16 protein-coding genes are annotated in these 17,311 nt (G+C 54.3%); 4 read left to right on the top strand and 12 right to left on the bottom strand.

Annotation, left to right across the window (positions count from 1 at the left end):
• Window positions 1-48 precede the first annotated feature (48 nt).
• The 5 genes from WA318_RS17015 to WA318_RS16995 all read right to left on the bottom strand — a co-directional run bounded on the left by WA318_RS17015 (window position 49) and on the right by WA318_RS16995 (window position 4,915).
• Entirely contained in the window at window positions 49-1,830 is a 1,782-nt protein-coding gene (locus tag WA318_RS17015; protein ID WP_336083051.1) for a methyl-accepting chemotaxis protein, read from the bottom strand.
• 199 nt (window positions 1,831-2,029) lie between these two features.
• Complete coding sequence (gene rlmH / locus WA318_RS17010; RefSeq protein WP_114097103.1) at window positions 2,030-2,488, bottom strand: 23S rRNA (pseudouridine(1915)-N(3))-methyltransferase RlmH; 459 nt, start codon at window positions 2,486-2,488, stop codon at window positions 2,030-2,032.
• A 90-nt stretch (window positions 2,489-2,578) separates the two neighbouring features.
• Entirely contained in the window at window positions 2,579-2,968 is a 390-nt protein-coding gene (gene rsfS / locus WA318_RS17005) for a ribosome silencing factor (protein WP_309471199.1), read from the bottom strand.
• Window positions 2,969-3,023: 55 nt separating this feature from the next.
• Window positions 3,024-3,605 carry a nicotinate-nucleotide adenylyltransferase gene (locus WA318_RS17000; RefSeq protein ID WP_443082646.1) on the bottom strand — a complete coding sequence of 194 codons (582 nt, stop codon included), beginning with the start codon at window positions 3,603-3,605 and terminating at the stop codon, window positions 3,024-3,026.
• Window positions 3,606-3,628: 23 nt separating this feature from the next.
• The gene (locus WA318_RS16995) at window positions 3,629-4,915 is read right to left on the bottom strand and encodes a glutamate-5-semialdehyde dehydrogenase (protein WP_336083042.1); all 1,287 of its coding nucleotides are present in this window, start codon (window positions 4,913-4,915) and stop codon (window positions 3,629-3,631) included.
• A gap of 251 nt (window positions 4,916-5,166) precedes the next feature.
• Between WA318_RS16995 and WA318_RS16990 the strand changes: the two genes are divergently transcribed.
• A complete protein-coding gene (locus WA318_RS16990; protein ID WP_114097208.1) occupies window positions 5,167-7,029 on the top strand; it encodes an ABCB family ABC transporter ATP-binding protein/permease in 1,863 nt (620 codons plus the stop codon).
• A 99-nt stretch (window positions 7,030-7,128) separates the two neighbouring features.
• On the top strand, window positions 7,129-8,232 hold the full coding sequence (locus tag WA318_RS16985; protein WP_336083040.1) for a YHYH protein: 1,104 nt from the start codon (window positions 7,129-7,131) through the stop codon (window positions 8,230-8,232).
• 76 nt (window positions 8,233-8,308) lie between these two features.
• Here the strand turns inward: WA318_RS16985 and WA318_RS16980 are convergent, their stop codons facing one another.
• On the bottom strand, window positions 8,309-9,265 hold the full coding sequence (locus tag WA318_RS16980; RefSeq protein WP_336083038.1) for an AEC family transporter: 957 nt from the start codon (window positions 9,263-9,265) through the stop codon (window positions 8,309-8,311).
• 153 nt (window positions 9,266-9,418) lie between these two features.
• On the opposite strand from WA318_RS16980, the gene WA318_RS16975 reads away from it, so the two are divergent.
• Window positions 9,419-10,018, top strand: coding sequence for a DUF4269 domain-containing protein (locus WA318_RS16975; RefSeq protein ID WP_336083036.1), 600 nt, complete (start codon window positions 9,419-9,421; stop codon window positions 10,016-10,018).
• Between the two features lie 5 nt (window positions 10,019-10,023).
• Here the strand turns inward: WA318_RS16975 and WA318_RS16970 are convergent, their stop codons facing one another.
• Window positions 10,024-10,482: an MOSC domain-containing protein gene (locus tag WA318_RS16970; RefSeq protein ID WP_336083034.1), complete on the bottom strand. Its 459-nt coding sequence runs from the start codon at window positions 10,480-10,482 to the stop codon at window positions 10,024-10,026.
• A 25-nt stretch (window positions 10,483-10,507) separates the two neighbouring features.
• Entirely contained in the window at window positions 10,508-12,154 is a 1,647-nt protein-coding gene (gene nadB / locus WA318_RS16965; protein ID WP_114097110.1) for an L-aspartate oxidase, read from the bottom strand.
• Window positions 12,155-12,400: 246 nt separating this feature from the next.
• Here nadB and WA318_RS16960 point away from each other — a divergent pair, with 246 nt between their 5' ends.
• Entirely contained in the window at window positions 12,401-12,811 is a 411-nt protein-coding gene (locus tag WA318_RS16960) for a GFA family protein (RefSeq protein WP_336083031.1), read from the top strand.
• On the opposite strand, the gene WA318_RS16955 is transcribed toward WA318_RS16960, so the two are convergent.
• The 4 genes from WA318_RS16955 to WA318_RS16940 all read right to left on the bottom strand — a co-directional run bounded on the left by WA318_RS16955 (window position 12,802) and on the right by WA318_RS16940 (window position 17,283).
• Window positions 12,802-13,776 carry an SAM-dependent methyltransferase gene (locus tag WA318_RS16955; protein WP_336083029.1) on the bottom strand — a complete coding sequence of 325 codons (975 nt, stop codon included), beginning with the start codon at window positions 13,774-13,776 and terminating at the stop codon, window positions 12,802-12,804. The genes WA318_RS16960 and WA318_RS16955 overlap by 10 nt on opposite strands.
• Before the next feature lie 94 nt (window positions 13,777-13,870).
• A complete protein-coding gene (locus tag WA318_RS16950; protein ID WP_336083028.1) occupies window positions 13,871-15,172 on the bottom strand; it encodes an esterase-like activity of phytase family protein in 1,302 nt (433 codons plus the stop codon).
• A gap of 168 nt (window positions 15,173-15,340) precedes the next feature.
• Window positions 15,341-15,946 (bottom strand): flavin reductase family protein, encoded by a 606-nt coding sequence (locus WA318_RS16945; RefSeq protein ID WP_336083026.1) that lies wholly within the window; start codon window positions 15,944-15,946, stop codon window positions 15,341-15,343.
• A 47-nt stretch (window positions 15,947-15,993) separates the two neighbouring features.
• Window positions 15,994-17,283, bottom strand: coding sequence for an amidohydrolase family protein (locus tag WA318_RS16940; RefSeq protein WP_336083024.1), 1,290 nt, complete (start codon window positions 17,281-17,283; stop codon window positions 15,994-15,996).
• Window positions 17,284-17,311 lie beyond the last annotated feature (28 nt).

Below are 17,311 nucleotides of genomic sequence, written 5' to 3'. Positions count from 1 at the left end.
GGCGCGATGATAGTGCCGATACCCTCATCGCGCCAGAGGCTTAATGCGTTACAATGATGACGGATCGACCGGATTGAGGCCGAATTTCCTGCAATGTGCATGATAGCTGCTGGCAAGCTCATCAGCCCCGATCAGATTGCCGGTCTCGTCCTTGTAGGTCAGATGATGAGTGATCGCCTGCCCCTGCCAAAGCTTTTCAATTTCGGCCCTTTCCGGCGTTTTTCGGAATTCGGCGATGAACTGATTGATCGCGCCAAGCAGATTGAACGAAGCCGGATCGGCGGCGACAGCGGCGGTGTAATAGTATGGCAGTGGCAGGATACTGCCTGGCAGGACCTCAATACGGCCATGCCAGGGACTTTCGGGATTGTTTGCGGCCCAGTGAAAGATCGGCTGATCAACGGCAAAGGCATCAACGGCCCCGTCGGCCAGTGCATCATGCAGGCGCGTCTGGTCGCTATAGGCGATCAGGTTGGAAAGTTTGGCAATGCCACCGGGCTTGTTTTCATTGCCTGCCCAGCGAAGCCCCTGTTCTTCAAGCACCATGAAGGCGACCGGGTCATTGATGATGCCAAGTACCTTGCCATTGAGATCGGAAAGCCGGTTAATACCGGTATTTCCCGCCCGGCGACACAGAGCGAAATTCAGATATGTATAGGTATCCGAATAGGCCACTCCCTTATAAAACTCGCTTGGGGGAAGGGCGCTCCAGACCACATCGGCGGCCGGGGTTCCGGGTTTGCTGCCAACAAACAGAAGTTCGGTCAGCAAGTCCCACGGATGTTCAACGAATTCGCACTCAACGCCCAGCCATTTCGCCAGTGCGCGTGCATAATCGGCATCAAGACCGCGCAGCGGGTCACCCGGTTTCAGGCGGAAAGACAGACCGACAAAGGCCGGTTCAATGGCGATCCGGATTTTGCCACGTGCCTTGATGTCGGCCAGCCGATCATAGGTCGGGTCATCATGAAGATGATTGGTCTTAAGGAAGCTCGCGAGTTTCTGTTGAGCCGAGCCCGTGTCTGTAAGGCTTCCGGCAAGGTTTCTGGTATCCGTGCGGGCCCATGTGACCTTGTTGCGGGTTCGTGCGGACGCATCCTTGCTTCCCGCAAGCAGTTCAAATACCACCTGATTATGTTCGGAAATGTCAGCCAGACGATCTGACATATTGGCAAAGCGTTCCTGCAAGGTGGCAAGGGATGCCTCGATCTCGTTGCCCAGACTGTCAAGGTCGCTACCGATATTGGCCATGCTTTGGCGTAAGGCACGGGTCACATCGGACAGGTCGATCAGATCGACGGCCTCGTTGGTGCGTTGCATGGTACTTTGCGCCAGATTGCCGACTTCCTTGGCGACAACTGCAAAGCCGCGGCCATGGTCACCGGCACGCGCCGCCTCAATCGCGGCATTAAGAGCCAGAAGCTTGATACCCTTGCCGATATCTTCAATTGCACCCAGAACCTTGTTGGCACCTTCGGCCTTGGTTTCAAGTTCCGCGCTGATGCGTTCAAGGTCGCTTCTGATGGCCTCGGTCTTGCTGGCAACGGTAGAGCGCGTGGTGTTCTGAATATCCCGGGCGACGTCGGTACTATTGGCAATTTCGCGACGGGTTTCATCAAGACCGGCGCGCAGATTGTTAGACCGGACATCGATCTCGCGCATCAGGCTATCCTGACTTTCGCCAGCCGTGTTGGCAAATTCCAGAAGGTGCTGGATGTAATCAAGCGCGGTTGAAATACCGCGCATCAGATCTTTGATCTGTGCTTTGGCCACAACGCTACTGTTTGCGTCATCGGCGACATGATGTGCCGAAAGGACGGTCTGTTCCATTTTTTAAAGCCTCGCCACTACCCAAGAGTATTTTTGATTTTGGGAATGTTTTTTTCTTATGGGGAAAGATTAGCGAGTGTGGCGTTATGTTGCAAGGCAACATACACGAAAAACGAGAGAAGTTGTTTCTTCACTCGGTCATCAGTTGCTGTCATTGAATTTTGGAAGGGCCGGTCACGAACAGGGAAGCGTAAAGACCTTATTCGCGGTGGTAGGGATGATTGGTCTGGATGGCGTGGGCCCGAAACAGCTGTTCGGCGATCAATGCGCGGACCAGCATATGGGGCCATGTTGCCTTGCCAAGCGACCAAAGCGTGTTGGCGCGGGATTTCAGTGCCGCGCCATGGCCGTCTGCCCCGCCAATGGCAAAGGCGATATTTCCGGCATACTGATCCATCCAGCCTTCAAGTTTTTGCGAAAACTCGATGGAGCCATATTCCTTGCCATGTTCGTCAAGCGCGATCAGGAAGGCGTTGTCGGGAATGACGCCAAGCAGCAATTCTGCTTCGCGGTCTTTAAGCTGATTGGGCGGGAGCTTTTTCTTTTCCTCGACTTCGCGCACGACAAAGGGCCAGCGCAGTCGGGCAGCATAATGGTCAAACAGATCTTTTTCGGGCCCGGCTTTGATCCGGCCCACGGCTGCAAGGGTGATTTGCATGGTTATGATCCTGGCCGTTATGCTGCAATCGGTCAGATATGCGCCCGAATGAAATGATATCAGTCGGGCGCAGCCGGGCTGCGCGGACTGTTAGTACAGTCGCGCTGCCTGCTGTTTCAGTGCCGGGTTTTCAACGCCCCACATCTCTTCGATGTTGTAGAAGGCGCGGACTTCCGGACGGAACAGATGGACAATGACGTCGCCGGTATCAACCAGAACCCAGTCACCCTGTTCCTTGCCTTCTGCCGCTGCACGGCCCTGACCGGCATCCTTGATTGCCTCGACAATATGTTCTGCCATGGAAGCCACGCGACGCGAGGACGAGCCAGTTGCAATGATCATATGATCGGCAAGAGAGGTTTTATCGGTCAGATCAATGATGACAAGGTCTTCGGCCTTGTCGTCTTCGAGGGTACTCTTGATCAGTGCAAGCATTTCGCCAGACTGAAGAGTTTGTTTTGCGGTACCTATGGTCGCCACCTTAATGTTCCACGTGCTGGACCGGTTTGAACCGAATGCCCAGATCACCGTTTGCTTACACCTGCCATCTGCCTTCGGCGCGGATTGCGGTCGAAGAAGCCGGATGGCGCTTGATTGGCAGGTATACCCAAGCCGGAACATCCAGATCGGCCAGCAAACCCGCCCTGTCCATGGGAATACGCCAGCGTTCCATACGGCGCGCAGCGGTCCCGGACAATGCCTTGTTAGAATACCCCTCACGGTCGATAACCGCAATGGGAGCACGTAAAATCAACCTTTCCCACCATTTCCATTTATGGAACTGGGCCAGGTTGTCTGCTCCCATCAGCCAAACGAACCGTGTTTGGGTAAAACGACGCTGCAAGGCTGCAAGAGTGTCGGCCGTATAGCGGGTTCCGAGCTCGGTTTCAATTGCAGAAACAACAATGCGGGGATGCTTTGCCATCATCAGTGCAGAATCAAAGCGATCTGCAAGATCGGCCATACCGGTTGTCGGCTTTAACGGGTTCTGCGGTGACACCAGCCACCAAACCGCGTCCAACTGCAGGCGTTTCAAGGCTTCCAGCGAGATATGCAGGTGCCCTTCATGGGCGGGATTAAACGACCCGCCCAGCAATCCGACGCGTTTTGGTGCCACATGCGATCTTGGCGCAGGTAAGGTCATGGACGGGTCTGACCCTGACCGCGAACGATGTATTTATAGCTGGTCAGCTGTTCGACTCCGACCGGACCGCGCGCATGAAGCTTCCCGGTCGAAATGCCGATCTCCGCACCCATGCCAAATTCACCACCATCGGCAAACTGGGTCGAGGCATTGACAATCACGATCCCCGAATCAACTCCGTTGAGGAAGGTTGTGGTTGCGGCGGCATTTTCGGCAATGATCGCATCGGTATGGTGCGAGCCATAGGTGTTGATGTGATTAACGGCCTCTTCAACGCCCGAAACCACCTTGATCGACACAATTGCATCAAGATATTCAGTGACCCAGTCTTCTGACGTTGCAGCTTTGATCCGCCCATCAACCGCCTGCGCTGTTTCATCTCCACGCAGTTCACAGCCCTTGGCGACCAGTGCCTCGGCAATACGCGGCAACAGGCGTCCGGCAACCGAACTGTCAATCAGGATGGTTTCGGTGGCACCGCAAATCCCGACGCGACGCATCTTGGCATTGACGACAATATCGACAGCCTTTTGCGGATCAGCGCTGGCATGAACATATGTGTGGCAAAGGCCTTCCAGATGCTTGAACAGCGGAATGCGGCTTTCATCAGTGATGCGCGCAATCAGTGACTTCCCGCCGCGCGGAACAATCACATCGATATAATCGGACAGTTTCAGCATTTCACCGACGGCTGCGCGATCGGTGATCGGAATCATCTGAATGGCATGTTCAGGCAGGCCAGCCTCAATGATACCTGCAACCATGCAATCAAAGATTGCGCGTGAGGAATGGAAGCTTTCCGACCCGCCGCGCAGGATCGCAGCATTGCCCGATTTGATGCACATCGCACTGGCATCGGCGGTAACGTTCGGGCGGCTTTCATAAATGATGCCGATCACGCCAAGCGGTACGGAAACGCGGGCAATATCAAGCCCGTTATGTTCGGGGCTCCAGCGTGCCAGTTCGCGACCAACAGGATCGGGAAGGTCTGCGACTGCTTCGACACCCGATGCAATACCCTCAATGCGACCTGCATCAAGGGCAAGACGGTCCAGAAGGGCGGCGGTCAGGCCCTTTGCACGGCCTGCTTCCATATCCTTGGCATTGGCAGCAAGGATGGTTTCGGCGTTTTCGCGCAGTTTCGCAGCCGCCGCTTTGAGGGCAGCGACTTTTGGTTCGGCCGGGACCTGTGCAAGTTCGAGTGCAGCTTTGCGGGCATTCATACCCATTTCGCGCATAAGTGCAGCGATGTCCTGGCTTTCGATACTGGCAAGCGCCGTCATGGTCCTGATTCCGTTCCTAGAAAATGATTTGAACACACATGTCTCAAACCCGTTGTTTTGAGATTTTATCAACAAATTGACAAAATAGACATCAAACCCGCGCTCTGCAATGACCTTAAGTCGATAAACAATCGACGATGCTTGCCAAACGCGGCTTCCCGGTCCATCTGTTGATGACAGAAGGAAAAGATATACCGCGCGCATCCCGCAATGCCGTTCGGTACCTGTTTGGGGATAAGAAATTGAAAAATATGGGTTCCGATCAGCCGACTGCACGCGCAGAGTTCGGCGTCGTCAAAACATTCTTGCCCTATTTGTGGCCGCGTGGCGAGTTCGAGCTTAAGGCGCGTGTTGTTATTGCACTGATGTTTCTTGTCGGTGCCAAGGTCGCAAACGTTTACATCCCGGTTCTTTACAAATATGCGGTCGATGCGCTTGGCGGTGGAGACAAGGCCGGGGCAGCGGTCCAGTCATCTGGTACCGATACCACATCCCTGATTGTCGTGCCGGTGGCATTGATCATTGGATATGGTCTTGTGCGTATTCTTGTGTCGGCCTTTGGCGAGATGCGCGATGCGGTCTTTGCCAAGGTGGCCCAGCGCGCCATTCGCAGATCGGCGCTTAGCGTATTTGAACATCTTCACGGGTTGTCATTGCGGTTCCATCTGGACCGCCAGATGGGCGGACTTTCGCGGGCGATTGAACGCGGTGTTAAAGGCATCGAATTCCTTCTGTCCTTTATGCTGTTCAATATTCTGCCGACCTTGCTTGAAATCTTCATGGTCTCGGCGATTCTGTGGGCACTTTATGATGTCTGGTTTGCGCTGATTACCTTTGTCACCATCGTGATTTATATCGTCTTTACGCTGGTCGTGACCGAATGGCGCATGAAGTTCCGTCGCGAAATGAACAAGCGCGATGACGAAGCAAACACCAAGGCCATCGACAGCCTGATCAATTACGAGACGGTCAAGTATTTCAATAATGAAGCCCATGAATCCAAGCGTTATGACGCAGCCCTTCGTGGCTATGAGGTTGCCGCCGTTCAGTCACAGGTGTCACTTTCCAAGCTCAATGTCGGGCAGGGTGCGATTATTGCGGTGGGGCTTGTCCTGAACATGCTGCTGGCGGCTCAGGGTGTCAAAGACGGCACCATGACAGTGGGTGACTTTGTGCTGGTGAATACCTATTTGTTGCAGCTTTACATGCCGCTTAACTTCCTTGGCTTTGTCTATCGCCAGATCAAGCAATCCCTGACCGATATGGAGCGGATGTTCTCGTTGCTGGATGTCGACAAGGAGGTTGAAGACAAGGAAGGTGCCGATACGCTGGCCTGTCAGGATGCCGCGATCCGGTTCGAGGATGTGCATTTCTCCTATAATCCTGATCGCAACATCCTTAAGGGTGTGAGCTTTGACGTTCCGGCGGGCAAGACGGTTGCCGTTGTCGGCCCAAGCGGGGCGGGTAAATCGACCCTGACCCGACTGATGTTCCGGTTCTATGATGTGTCGGGTGGCCGGATCACCATTGATGGTCAGGATATCCGCGATGTTACCCAGAATTCCTTGCGTCAAAGCATCGGTATCGTTCCGCAGGACACGGTGCTGTTTAACGACACCATTGCCTATAACATTTCCTATGGCCGCCCCGGCGCAGAGCAGAGCGAAATCGAAAATGCTGCGAAACTTGCCAGCATCGATGGTTTTGTTGCGGCCTTGCCAGACGGTTTTAAAACCATGGTCGGGGAACGTGGCCTTAAATTGTCAGGTGGCGAAAAGCAGCGTGTTTCCATTGCGCGCATGTTGCTGAAACGGCCCAAGATCATGATCTTTGACGAAGCCACATCTGCCCTTGATACAAGAACGGAAAAAGACATTCAGCAGGCCCTGCGCGAAGTATCGCGTGGTCACACCACCCTTGTGATTGCCCACCGTCTGTCGACCGTGATTGATGCTGATGAAATTATTGTCCTGCGTGATGGTCAGGTGGCCGAACGCGGCCGTCATCAGGAATTGCTGGCGATGGAAGGTCTCTATTCCGAAATGTGGGCACAGCAACAGGAAATCCGCGAGGCCGAGGAAATCCTTGCCCATGCGGGGGGAATTCCCGGTTAATTTGGATCGGGTGCATTTTTCTCTGGAACATCGTGACGTTATCGCCAGATAAAAGGGATAACGTCACGATTACTTTTGGGGGGAAGTCCAGTGCCGAAAATGACAAGAAGCGAGCTTCATGCGCTTCAGGATCAACAGCTTGGACATGCACATGTCCACCACCACCACCACCACCACCACCACCATCACCATCATCATGAACCGATGGATGAAGGCAAATATGCCGGTGATACGCGCGAAGAAGTCGACCGGATGCGCCGCAACATTCTGGTCGGACTGGGAATGTTGCCGCTTGCCGGCATGGTCCTGAACCCGACGCGGCAAGCCTGGGCACTTTCAAACGAAATCAGTGTTCGTGAAGATGGCCGGTATCGCTATATCACGTCGAATGCGATCCCCGATCACGCAACGGGCAGTTTTCCCAATCGCCGGAATCCCAATTCGATCAAGGCCCAGTCACTTGAATTCCGTATGCCGATCAATCCGCAGCGCAGCGGACGTTTCATGCCCAATCCGCGCAATCTTTTCGGGGTTGCTGTGAACGGTGTGCCGTTTGATCCGTTTACGGGCGAGTTCTGGAACCGTGATCGTCAGTCGGGTTGGCGCTACGAAGCGATTTCACCCACGCTTGATCTGGGCCTTGATCAGAACAATGCCCATGTGCAGCCCGACGGGACCTATCACTATCATGGTGTGCCAAAAGGCCTGATCACAAGCTGGTCACCAAGCCAGCATTCCATTCGCATCGGTTTTGCGGCTGACGGGTTCCCGGTCTATGCGATGTTCGGCTATTCAAATCCCAATGATCCGGGATCGCCGGTAACCGCTTTGCGGAGTTCATGGCGGGTTAAGAACGGAACGCGCCAAGGTGGTCCGGGCGGGAAATACGATGGTACCTATGGCGAGGATTTCGAATTTGTCCCCGGCCTTGGCGATCTTGATGAAGCCAATGGGCGTGAAACCGTGACGCCGGAATACCCGCAAGGCACCTATGCCTATTTCGTCACTGAAAGCTTCCCGTTCATTCCGCGCGTGCTTGCAGGGATTCCAGATCCAAGCTTTGACAAGGGACCGGGCGGAATGCAGCCGGGTGGCCCGGGCGGCGGAGGTCCCGGTGGCGGTGGACCAGATGGTCGTCGCGGCCCTCCTCCGGGTGGTGGTTTCCCGGGACAGCGTCCTCCGTTTGGTCAGCGGCCGGGTTAAAACCGGTACTTGGACGACATTAAACAACAAGGGCGGTCATGCATGTTCTGACCGCCCTTGTTGATTGCCGATTTTCCTAGGGAAGCGGGCCAAAGACACTTGTTGTATCAAGCAACCACAACGCCGTGCTGATGGTGATAAAGGACAGGGACGTTGCCATCATAAGGGACGCTGCACAAAGTCCTTCATGGCCATAACGCTGGCCGAAAATCGGATAGATGCTCAGCATCGGGGAACAGGCAAATGCGACGCACGCGATCCTCAAAGTCGGGTCGAAACCGGGCAGTAAGTAAACCAGAACGAAGACTGCAATTGGATGGAGGACGAGTTTCGCACTGACGATGCGGGCCATGTCCGCACGCAGACCTTTAAGCTTAAGCCCGACAAGGCCGCCGCCAATAACAAACAATGCAACCGGCCCGGACGCAGATGCCAGCATATCAACAACCTTGAAGACCGGCGTTGGTAACGTGATCCCGGAAAGCGAAATTACCAATCCGATCATGATACCGATAATGATCGGATTACGGCCAAGATTGAGGAATGCCTTGCCCAGAACCTGCATGCGGGTCTGGCCGTTATTCTGTGAACTGTCGCCCAACACCAGAACAAGCGGCATCATCACAAGGTTTTCAATAATAACGCACAGGGCGAGTGCAATTTCGGCGGTCGGGCCAAAGACCTGCGACGCGACGGGATAACCGACAAAGCCGCTGTTGCACATCGACATGCCAAGTCCCTGCAAGGTGGCATTCGCCTGTCCTTTCCCGGCGACCTTAAGCGCATAAAGATATCCAAAGGCAAAAACCAAAAGCGATCCACCGCCATAAGCCAGAAGATAAACCGGTTCAATGACTTCGGTCAGATCGCGTTGCGCCAATGCCCGAATCAGAAGGCAAGGCAACGCAAAATTCATTACAAACGCCCCCATACCGCGGGTAATGCTTTGCGGAACGATGTTGCGATAGACGGCGAAATATCCGATTGCGATAATCATGAAGATCGGTGACGTGATCGCCAGAATATCAATCATGGGGCGTACGGGCTTTCGGGTTTGGCGCGATCAAGGAAGTGCGCAGGTGGCGGGTCAGAACCATCTTGTTGGAATGGCTGCAACAATCAGATATCCCCGCAATGTTCAATCGGGTCAAGAAACAGAATGGTTTTGTAAATGAACCAAACAGTAATGAATTGGCCAGACCAACTGTGTATCGATCATTTCCGTGGTCTTGATGGTCTGGAACAGGCGTCGTCACGGGGGCTCTCCGCCGCCGGAATTCTGCGCGATTATCGCATTCTGGAGACATTGGCTGAATTTGATCCGGTCATCGCGGGGACATTGCCGATCAGCATTGATACCGCGCAATCAGATATCGATATTCTTTGCCATGCATCTGATTTAACTGCGTTCGAACAGTTTGCCTTGCGCGCATTCGGGGCGATGTCGGGCTTTACATGTTATGAACGCCAAGCGACGCGGAATGTCCGGCCGGCGCTGGTTGTGCGCTTTACATGTGATGATTTGCCTGTCGAGATCTTTGCAACCGACTGCCCGGCGACCTTGCAATATGGCTTTGTCCATATGCTGGTGGAGGCGCGTATTCTTCATCTGATGGGCGATGGGTTTGCCGATGACGTGCGTGCGTTAAAGGAAACCGGGGTCAAAACCGAACCAGCCTTTGCAAAATTGCTGGAGATCGATGGTGATCCCTATATCGCGCTGGCTAACCTTGTGGAGCTTAATCCGGTCGAACTTGCGACGTATCTTTCGGCAAAGCCGCGATAGGTGAGTTAGCCCGTAGTTTCAATAACAAAGGCGCTGTCGCCAAGGCGAAGTTCCCCCCCTTCAATCACCCGGCAGGTCACCCCGCCACGCCAATCCGGCGTCATGGCATCCATGAGCCCGGAAGCGGCGTCATCCATCCGGCTGCAAGGATCGGTTTCCCCGGTGATTTCAAAAGTTACGGTACCAATCACAAGTTTACTGCCCTTTTCACGTGGCAGATCAATTCCGCGCACCAAAAGGTTTGCCCGGCGGGTTGTCCATGACAGATCAGGTCTGTTGATTTCATTGATGGCTGCCTGCCAGCCTTCTTCTGCCAATATTGTCACCTGACGACGACGCAGCTTTCCCCGGTAATCGCCGTCAATGCCAAGATCTGTGCTTGCCGTAACCTGATCAAGTGATTCCATTGGCGCGCGCGATTTTGACTTGCGGGCAATGCCGATCAGTTCTGCTTTGACAGTCATGGTTCTTCCCGAATGCTGTGACAGATCAGGTCTTCCACTGGCCGGAAATCACCCAGCGACCGGCAAAGTTTTCAGGCACCAGAATGGTCTGGCGCGGCGAGCCGCTTTGATCAAGGTCCGGATAGTCCGTGGTGTAATGCAGGCCACGGCTTTCGCGACGCCACAAGGCGGATTGAATGATCAGCTTGGCAACCACGGACAGGTTGCGAAGTTCAAGAAGGTCATTGGTGACGCGGAAATTGCCGTAATATTCATCGATTTCGGACAGCAGCAAGTCAACGCGATGTTGCGCGCGCTGAACACGCTTGGTGGTGCGGACAATCCCGACAAAGTCCCACATAACGTTGCGCAACTGTTCCCAGTTATGGGCAACAATGACTTCCTCGTCGGAATCGGTGATGCCGGTTTCATCCCAGTCGGGGATCGGCTTGAAGTGATCCTCGACCGGGAGGGCTTCAATAATGTCATTTGCGGCAGATTCGCCAAATACCAGACATTCAAGAAGCGAGTTCGATGCAAGGCGGTTTGCCCCGTGCAAACCGGTACCGGCACATTCGCCGATGGCATAAAGCCCGGTCAGGTCAGTCCGGCCGCGCAGATCGGTCAGAACCCCGCCACAGGTGTAATGGGCCGCCGGGACAACCGGGATCGGCTGTTTGGTCATGTCGATGCCATAACCAAGACAGGTTTCATGAATGGTCGGGAAATGTTCCTTGATGAAATCCGCACCCTTATGGGTGATATCAAGATAAACGCAATCGGCCCCCAGACGTTTCATTTCATGGTCAATCGCGCGCGCAACAATATCGCGCGGTGCCAGTTCGCCACGTTCATCAAACCGGTCCATGAAACGTGTGCCATCAGGCAGCAAAAGCTTGCCACCTTCGCCGCGTACGGCTTCGGTAATCAGGAATGATTTGGCTTGCGGGTGATAAAGGCAAGTCGGGTGGAACTGGCTGAATTCCATATTCATTACGCGGCAACCTGCACGCCATGCCATGGCGATGCCATCCCCGGTGGAGCCATCCGGATTGGATGTGAAACGGTAAACCTTGCTTGCGCCACCGGTAGCCAGAACGACCGTGCGGGCATTGAATGATTTGACGGTGCCGGTATCGAGATCAAGGGCATAGGCACCGATACAGCGACGACCTTCGCCGCCAAACTTGCGATCCGTCACCAGATCAATCGCAAGGTAGTTTTCAAAAATCTTGATGTTGGGATGATTGACCGCCTGACTTTGCAAGGTGGTCTGCACAGCGCGCCCGGTGGCGTCTGCGGCATGGACGATGCGTCGGTGGCTGTGTCCGCCTTCGCGTGTCAGATGGAATGGCTGGCTGTTATCCCCGTCAGGATCGCGGGTCAGTTGAATCCCGAGTTCATCAAGCCATGCAATCGCGCGTGGTGCATTGGCCGCGACGAATTCGACGGTTTCGCGTTTACACAGGTCCGCCCCGGCAATCAGGGTGTCGCGGACATGGTTTTCAATGCTGTCAGTGGCATCAAGAACGGCGGCAATCCCGCCCTGCGCCCAGTTGGTGGAGCCGTCATCAATCTTGCCCTTGGACAGGACTGCGACCTTTACATGCGGGGCAAGTTTAAGGGCGGTGGACAGACCGGCAGCACCACTACCGATGACAAGCACATCATAATGGAAAGAATTTTCGGACATTTTATCCCATCACTTTCGGGCGGTGCCAGATGGCAGGAACTGGCGCGGTGGCGTCATCATCTGGCTCCGAACAGACGCGCAGAATAGGACTGCTTTTCGGCAATCTCAAACATATTTGTCTGAAATGGTGTGATGAATTCGTGCTGAACAGGTGTCCGGATGGTCGTGTTTGCGGCTGTGCTTGCAATTTGGGCAAGGCAAGACAGATTAAGATGAACCACACATCACCGGTCAGGGGAGGTCAGGGTGGCCCAAAATTCTACACAGAAACCGACCTATCAAGGCGGTTGTCATTGCGGTTCGGTTCGATTTGAAATCAACGGAGCGATCAATGATACCGTGATGTGTCATTGCAATCTGTGTCGCAAGCTGCACGGTCATGTCAGTTCCTATGCGCGGTTTGATCGGCAGGATCTCGAACTGGTGCGTGATGACGGATTACGCTGGTATCGTCTGTCTGAAAAGACGGACCGGGGCTTCTGCAAGGAATGCGGGACCGGGCTGTTCTGGCGTCCTGTGCGTACCGAGCATATGGCGGTCATGCCCGGCACGCTTGACCAGACCGGAGGAATCAGGACAGCCGGGCAGATTTTCTGTGCCGACAAAGGCGATTACTATCCGATTGATCCTACGATCAGGCAGCTGGATCAATCCTGATCGGTAACGCCCGGCACCTTCATCCAGGTCAGTTCGTGCTTGTTGTTATAGAGATGCACGACCTTTGATCCGGGGATATCGGAAAACTGGGTGATCGCCGAATAATCTGTATCGCCCTGCAATTTGATGGTGCAGATAAAGTTGGTCGCCATGCCTGCATCCATCCACTGATTGACCAGTGTAAACAGGCGATCCGGATAGCAGATCACATCCGAGCACAGCCAGTCGATATAGCCGATTTCTTCCGGATTGAGGCCAAAGGCGCTTTCCTGTCGGAAATCAACACGTGGCAGACTGGCGATCTTGGCGTCAAGGCGCGCCTTGTCGATGGAAATGACATCGGTGCCGAACTCATGAAGCACCCATGTCCAGCCGCCGGGGCTGCCACCCAGATCCATGGTACGATCACCGGCCTGCGGCGCGGCACCAAGACGGGTAAAGGCTTCCCACAGTTTCAGATAGGCGCGGTTTGGCGGGGTAACCTTGTCTTCCTCAAACTCGATTTCGCCGTTTTTCCAGGGGCTTGAGCAATCTGCCGATGCGATGATCGTATCAGGATCAATCAGGGTCCAGGACCCGAGCGGTGCGGTCGGGGCCGGTTCACCAAATACCTGACGCTTCGCCGATACATGGGGCAAATGCCCCTCGATCAGTTTGGCGCGGGAAAAATGATCGAACTTGAACAGAGCCCAGTTACGCTGATTGAATTTCAGGATTTTGGCAGCACCCTTGATCGACGGAATGGCGATCCGAACCGGATTGCGCCAGACATTCTGTGCCCAGAAAACACGCCGTTCGGGACCGGGTGCGAACATCAACCGGTCGTGGCGCTCAATGACGTCGCCCAGTTCGTTATACAACTGCTCCTCGAACCCGACAGGGGCGAGATAGCCGGTTGCATCCATGGGCTCGATGACGGCGGTAATGCCGTCCGGGGTGTCGAATGTCTGTGTGTTTGTCATCATGGGCCTGCTTTTACGCCCATTTCAGGCAATAAAAAAGCAGGAAAGCTGCATAACAGCTTTCCTGCTTTGATGTGCCAATCCGGGAAAAGGCAAATCAGAATTTATCGGCCTGAACCAGACCATCGATCAGGATCACCTTGGTCGGGTCGCCCTTGATGCCAAAGTCATTGTCATTGATCATCGCAAGCGCGCCGTCACCCATGATGGCAAGCCCTTCGAGCTTGTTTGGTGCCTCCGGATAATCAGCACTGTCAAAACGCAGGGTTTTGGAAACAGCAACCAGATCAATTCTGGAAAGATCGTTTTCCTGTTCAAGTGTCGGGCTGGTGGACATGTCATCCCAGCGCGATGCGAGGATATTGGTTGCGCCATCCAGCTTGACTTCGTGAAGCTTGGTGGTTTTGTCGGTGCGTTCGAGAACCAGAAGACGATCATTGCCAAGAGCAAGAACTTCGGAAATGCGCGGGGCATTCTGCTTTTTGGACGGATCGTTACGGAAGGTCTGCGGATCATCAAGCTGATAGATATATTCACCGGCAAGCTTCTGGGCTACGCGGTCATAAACGAACAGGCGGGTGTTCTTGGCCGCCTTGTAGGCATCGGCATTCGGGTTGGCCAGCGGGTTCTGAACCATGAAATACAGTTTGGTTTCATCAGGGGAAACCGCCATGGATTCAATGCCACGGTTGGTCTGACGGGTAACCAGAATTGCCGGAAGACCGCCGGTGATTTTGTATGCAGCGCCTTCGAAGTCTTTTTCCGAACCGGCCGGAACGATGCGTTCGATCACGGTACCATCGGCAGCAACATGAAGTACGGACGGACCGTTTTCTTCACCAATCCAGTAGGAGCCATCCGAAAGGCGAATGATGCCTTCGGCGTCAATCGAGGATACTGACTGTTCAAGCGCATTGCCGTTGGCATCAACCGGTTTTTCGGTTTTGGCAACGGTCAGCTTGTTGGTCAGGCCGCTCAGTGGAACGCCTTTCTGATCCTTGATGGTGATGACATCCTTGATGTCAAAGCTGCCATCGCCATTGAGGAAAATGGTGTAGATCGACGGGGAATAATCCGGGGTCGGATAGATACGGACTTTCTTGCCTTTGCAGACGACGTCTTCGGATACACCAAGGACATCCTGAACGTCACCGCAAACGAAGTTCGGACCACGGTCGGAAACCGCATAGAACATATTGGCGGGGTCGCCCGGACGGCGATAGGCACCAGATCCCAGCCCAACGGTCAGGTCACGGGCCTTGCCACCCTCAACCATCACGGTCGAAAGATTGTTGATCGCACTTTTGGTTTCGAAAACCTTGGCTTCTCCAGCCATTGCCGAGCTGGCAAGCAGCAATGCCGCAAAGCCGGCGACGCCCGCTGCAAACGTCCGTTTCATGGAATGATTCCCCCCACAGAAAAATCTGAAAAATGTAAAAAAAGGCACAGCTCAAGCCCGGAAATGTTCGATCGAACTGTGTTCCTGATCACATTAGAGAGTCTCTGTGACAGTTTGTTTGCGCTTGGGCGTCGTTTTGATGAAACCGATCTGTTGGTTAACGGTTTTCTATTTCCAGAAATCTTCGCGTCGTACCGTAAAGGTCTCCGATACGCTGGTATATTCCTGATAACCGAGCCGCGCGAGCGGTTCAAACAGGGTGATATCGACCATACCATCGCGAATGATGGCGTCATCAATATGCAGCCCGATTACGGTTCCGATCACCATGGCACACGGACGTTCCGGATTGGAACTGGGCAGGTCGACAATCTGGAACACTTCACATTCCATATGGATCGGAACGCCTTTGATCAGGTATGGTTTCACGCATTTGGCGGGGAGCTTTTCCAGACCGGCATACTCAAATTCATCGTCTTCGGGCGGCAGCGGGGCCGAACTGAAATTCAACTCTTTCAGCATGGCCCTGGGAGCGACACCGACAACGAATTCGCCGGTATCACGCGCGTTTCTGAGGCTGTCGATGGATCCGCCGGATGAAAACATCACCATTGGCGGATTGCCATGCACGGCATTGAAAAACGAATAGGGCGCCAGGTTCGGACGCCCGTTTTTATCCAGCGTGGAAACCCAGCCAATCGGACGCGGCGCCACACAGGCCTTGAACGGATCATGCGGCAGGTTATGTGGCGTTTTTCCGGGTTCATAGAACATGGCAGCGTCCGTTCAGTAGTGATGTATCCAATGCCCGGTCAGGTTGATTACTGACCGGGGGCGTATTCATGTTCGCGGACATGGTCCGGGCGATCAGCCAGATGCAGGCGGGTCTGGGTCATCGGGGTTTCGGCAATGATTTTACCGCGCCGAATGACAAACAGACGGTTTGCCCGCATGCGAATGGCTTCAATTGTATCGCTGGCTTGCAGGATGACAAAATCGGCATTGTTACCGATTTCGATCCCGTACCCTTCAAGTCCCATGATTTTGGCAGGTTCGACCGTTACGGCGTCAAAGCAGGCCCGGATATCATCACGCGAGGTCATTTGTGCAACATGAAGTCCCATCGATGCGACTTCAAGCATGTCGCCCGATCCCATCGAATACCAAGGATCCATAACGCAATCATGACCAAAGGCAATCGTCAGTCCCGCCTTGCGCAGTTCCGGCACACGGGTCATGCCGCGACGTTTCGGATAGGTGTCGTGACGGCCCTGAAGGGTTATGTTGATCAGCGGGTTGGCGATGGCGGAAACCTCGGCCTCGGCCATCAGGGCGATCAGCTTGGAGACGTAATAGTTATCCATCGAATGCATGGATGTCAGGTGCGATCCGGCAACGCGACCCTGAAGACCCAGACGCTGGGTCTCATAGGTCAGCATTTCGATATGCCGCGACAGTGGATCATCCGATTCATCGCAATGCATATCAACCATCAGGCCGCGGTTCGCAGCCATTTCGCAAAGCTCCTTGATGCTTTGTGCACCATCGGCCATGGTGCGTTCGAAATGCGGAATACCGCCAACAACATCGACACCCTTGTCGAGCGCACGAATGGTGTTTTCCTTGGCCGTGGCACTGCGGAAATAGCCATCTTGCGGGAAGGCAACCAGTTGCAGGTCGATATAGGGTGCGACCTGTTTCTTGACTTCCAGCAACGCATCAACGGCCAGCAAACGGTCATCGCAAACATCGACGTGACTGCGGATTGCAAGCAGGCCCTTGGACACAGCGAGATCGCAATATTTAAGGGCACGTTCAATTACGGCTTCCGGCGTCAGAAGTGGTTTGAGCTCCCCCCAAAGGGCGATGCCTTCAAGCAGAGTGCCCGACTCATTCATGCGCGGTAGACCAAGGGACAAGGTCGCATCCATGTGGAAGTGACTGTCGACAAAGGGTGGGCTGACCAGCATGCCGCCGCAATCGATTTCCTCGGTCGCGGGGATGTTCAGGTTTTCGCCAATCTCGACGATCTTTCCATTGCTACAAGCGATATCAACGCCCGCCTGTCCATTGGCGATATTGGCATTTTTCAAAATCAGATCGGCTTGCATGGCGTCATCCTTGGTGTGGTGGTCGCAA

The organism is Thalassospira sp. CH_XMU1448-2, from assembly GCF_037027285.1.
In the GTDB taxonomy this organism is placed as follows: domain Bacteria; phylum Pseudomonadota; class Alphaproteobacteria; order Rhodospirillales; family Thalassospiraceae; genus Thalassospira; species Thalassospira profundimaris_C.
The sequence above is the reverse complement of the archived record's forward strand: the minus strand, read 5'-3'. Positions and strand labels throughout refer to the sequence as shown.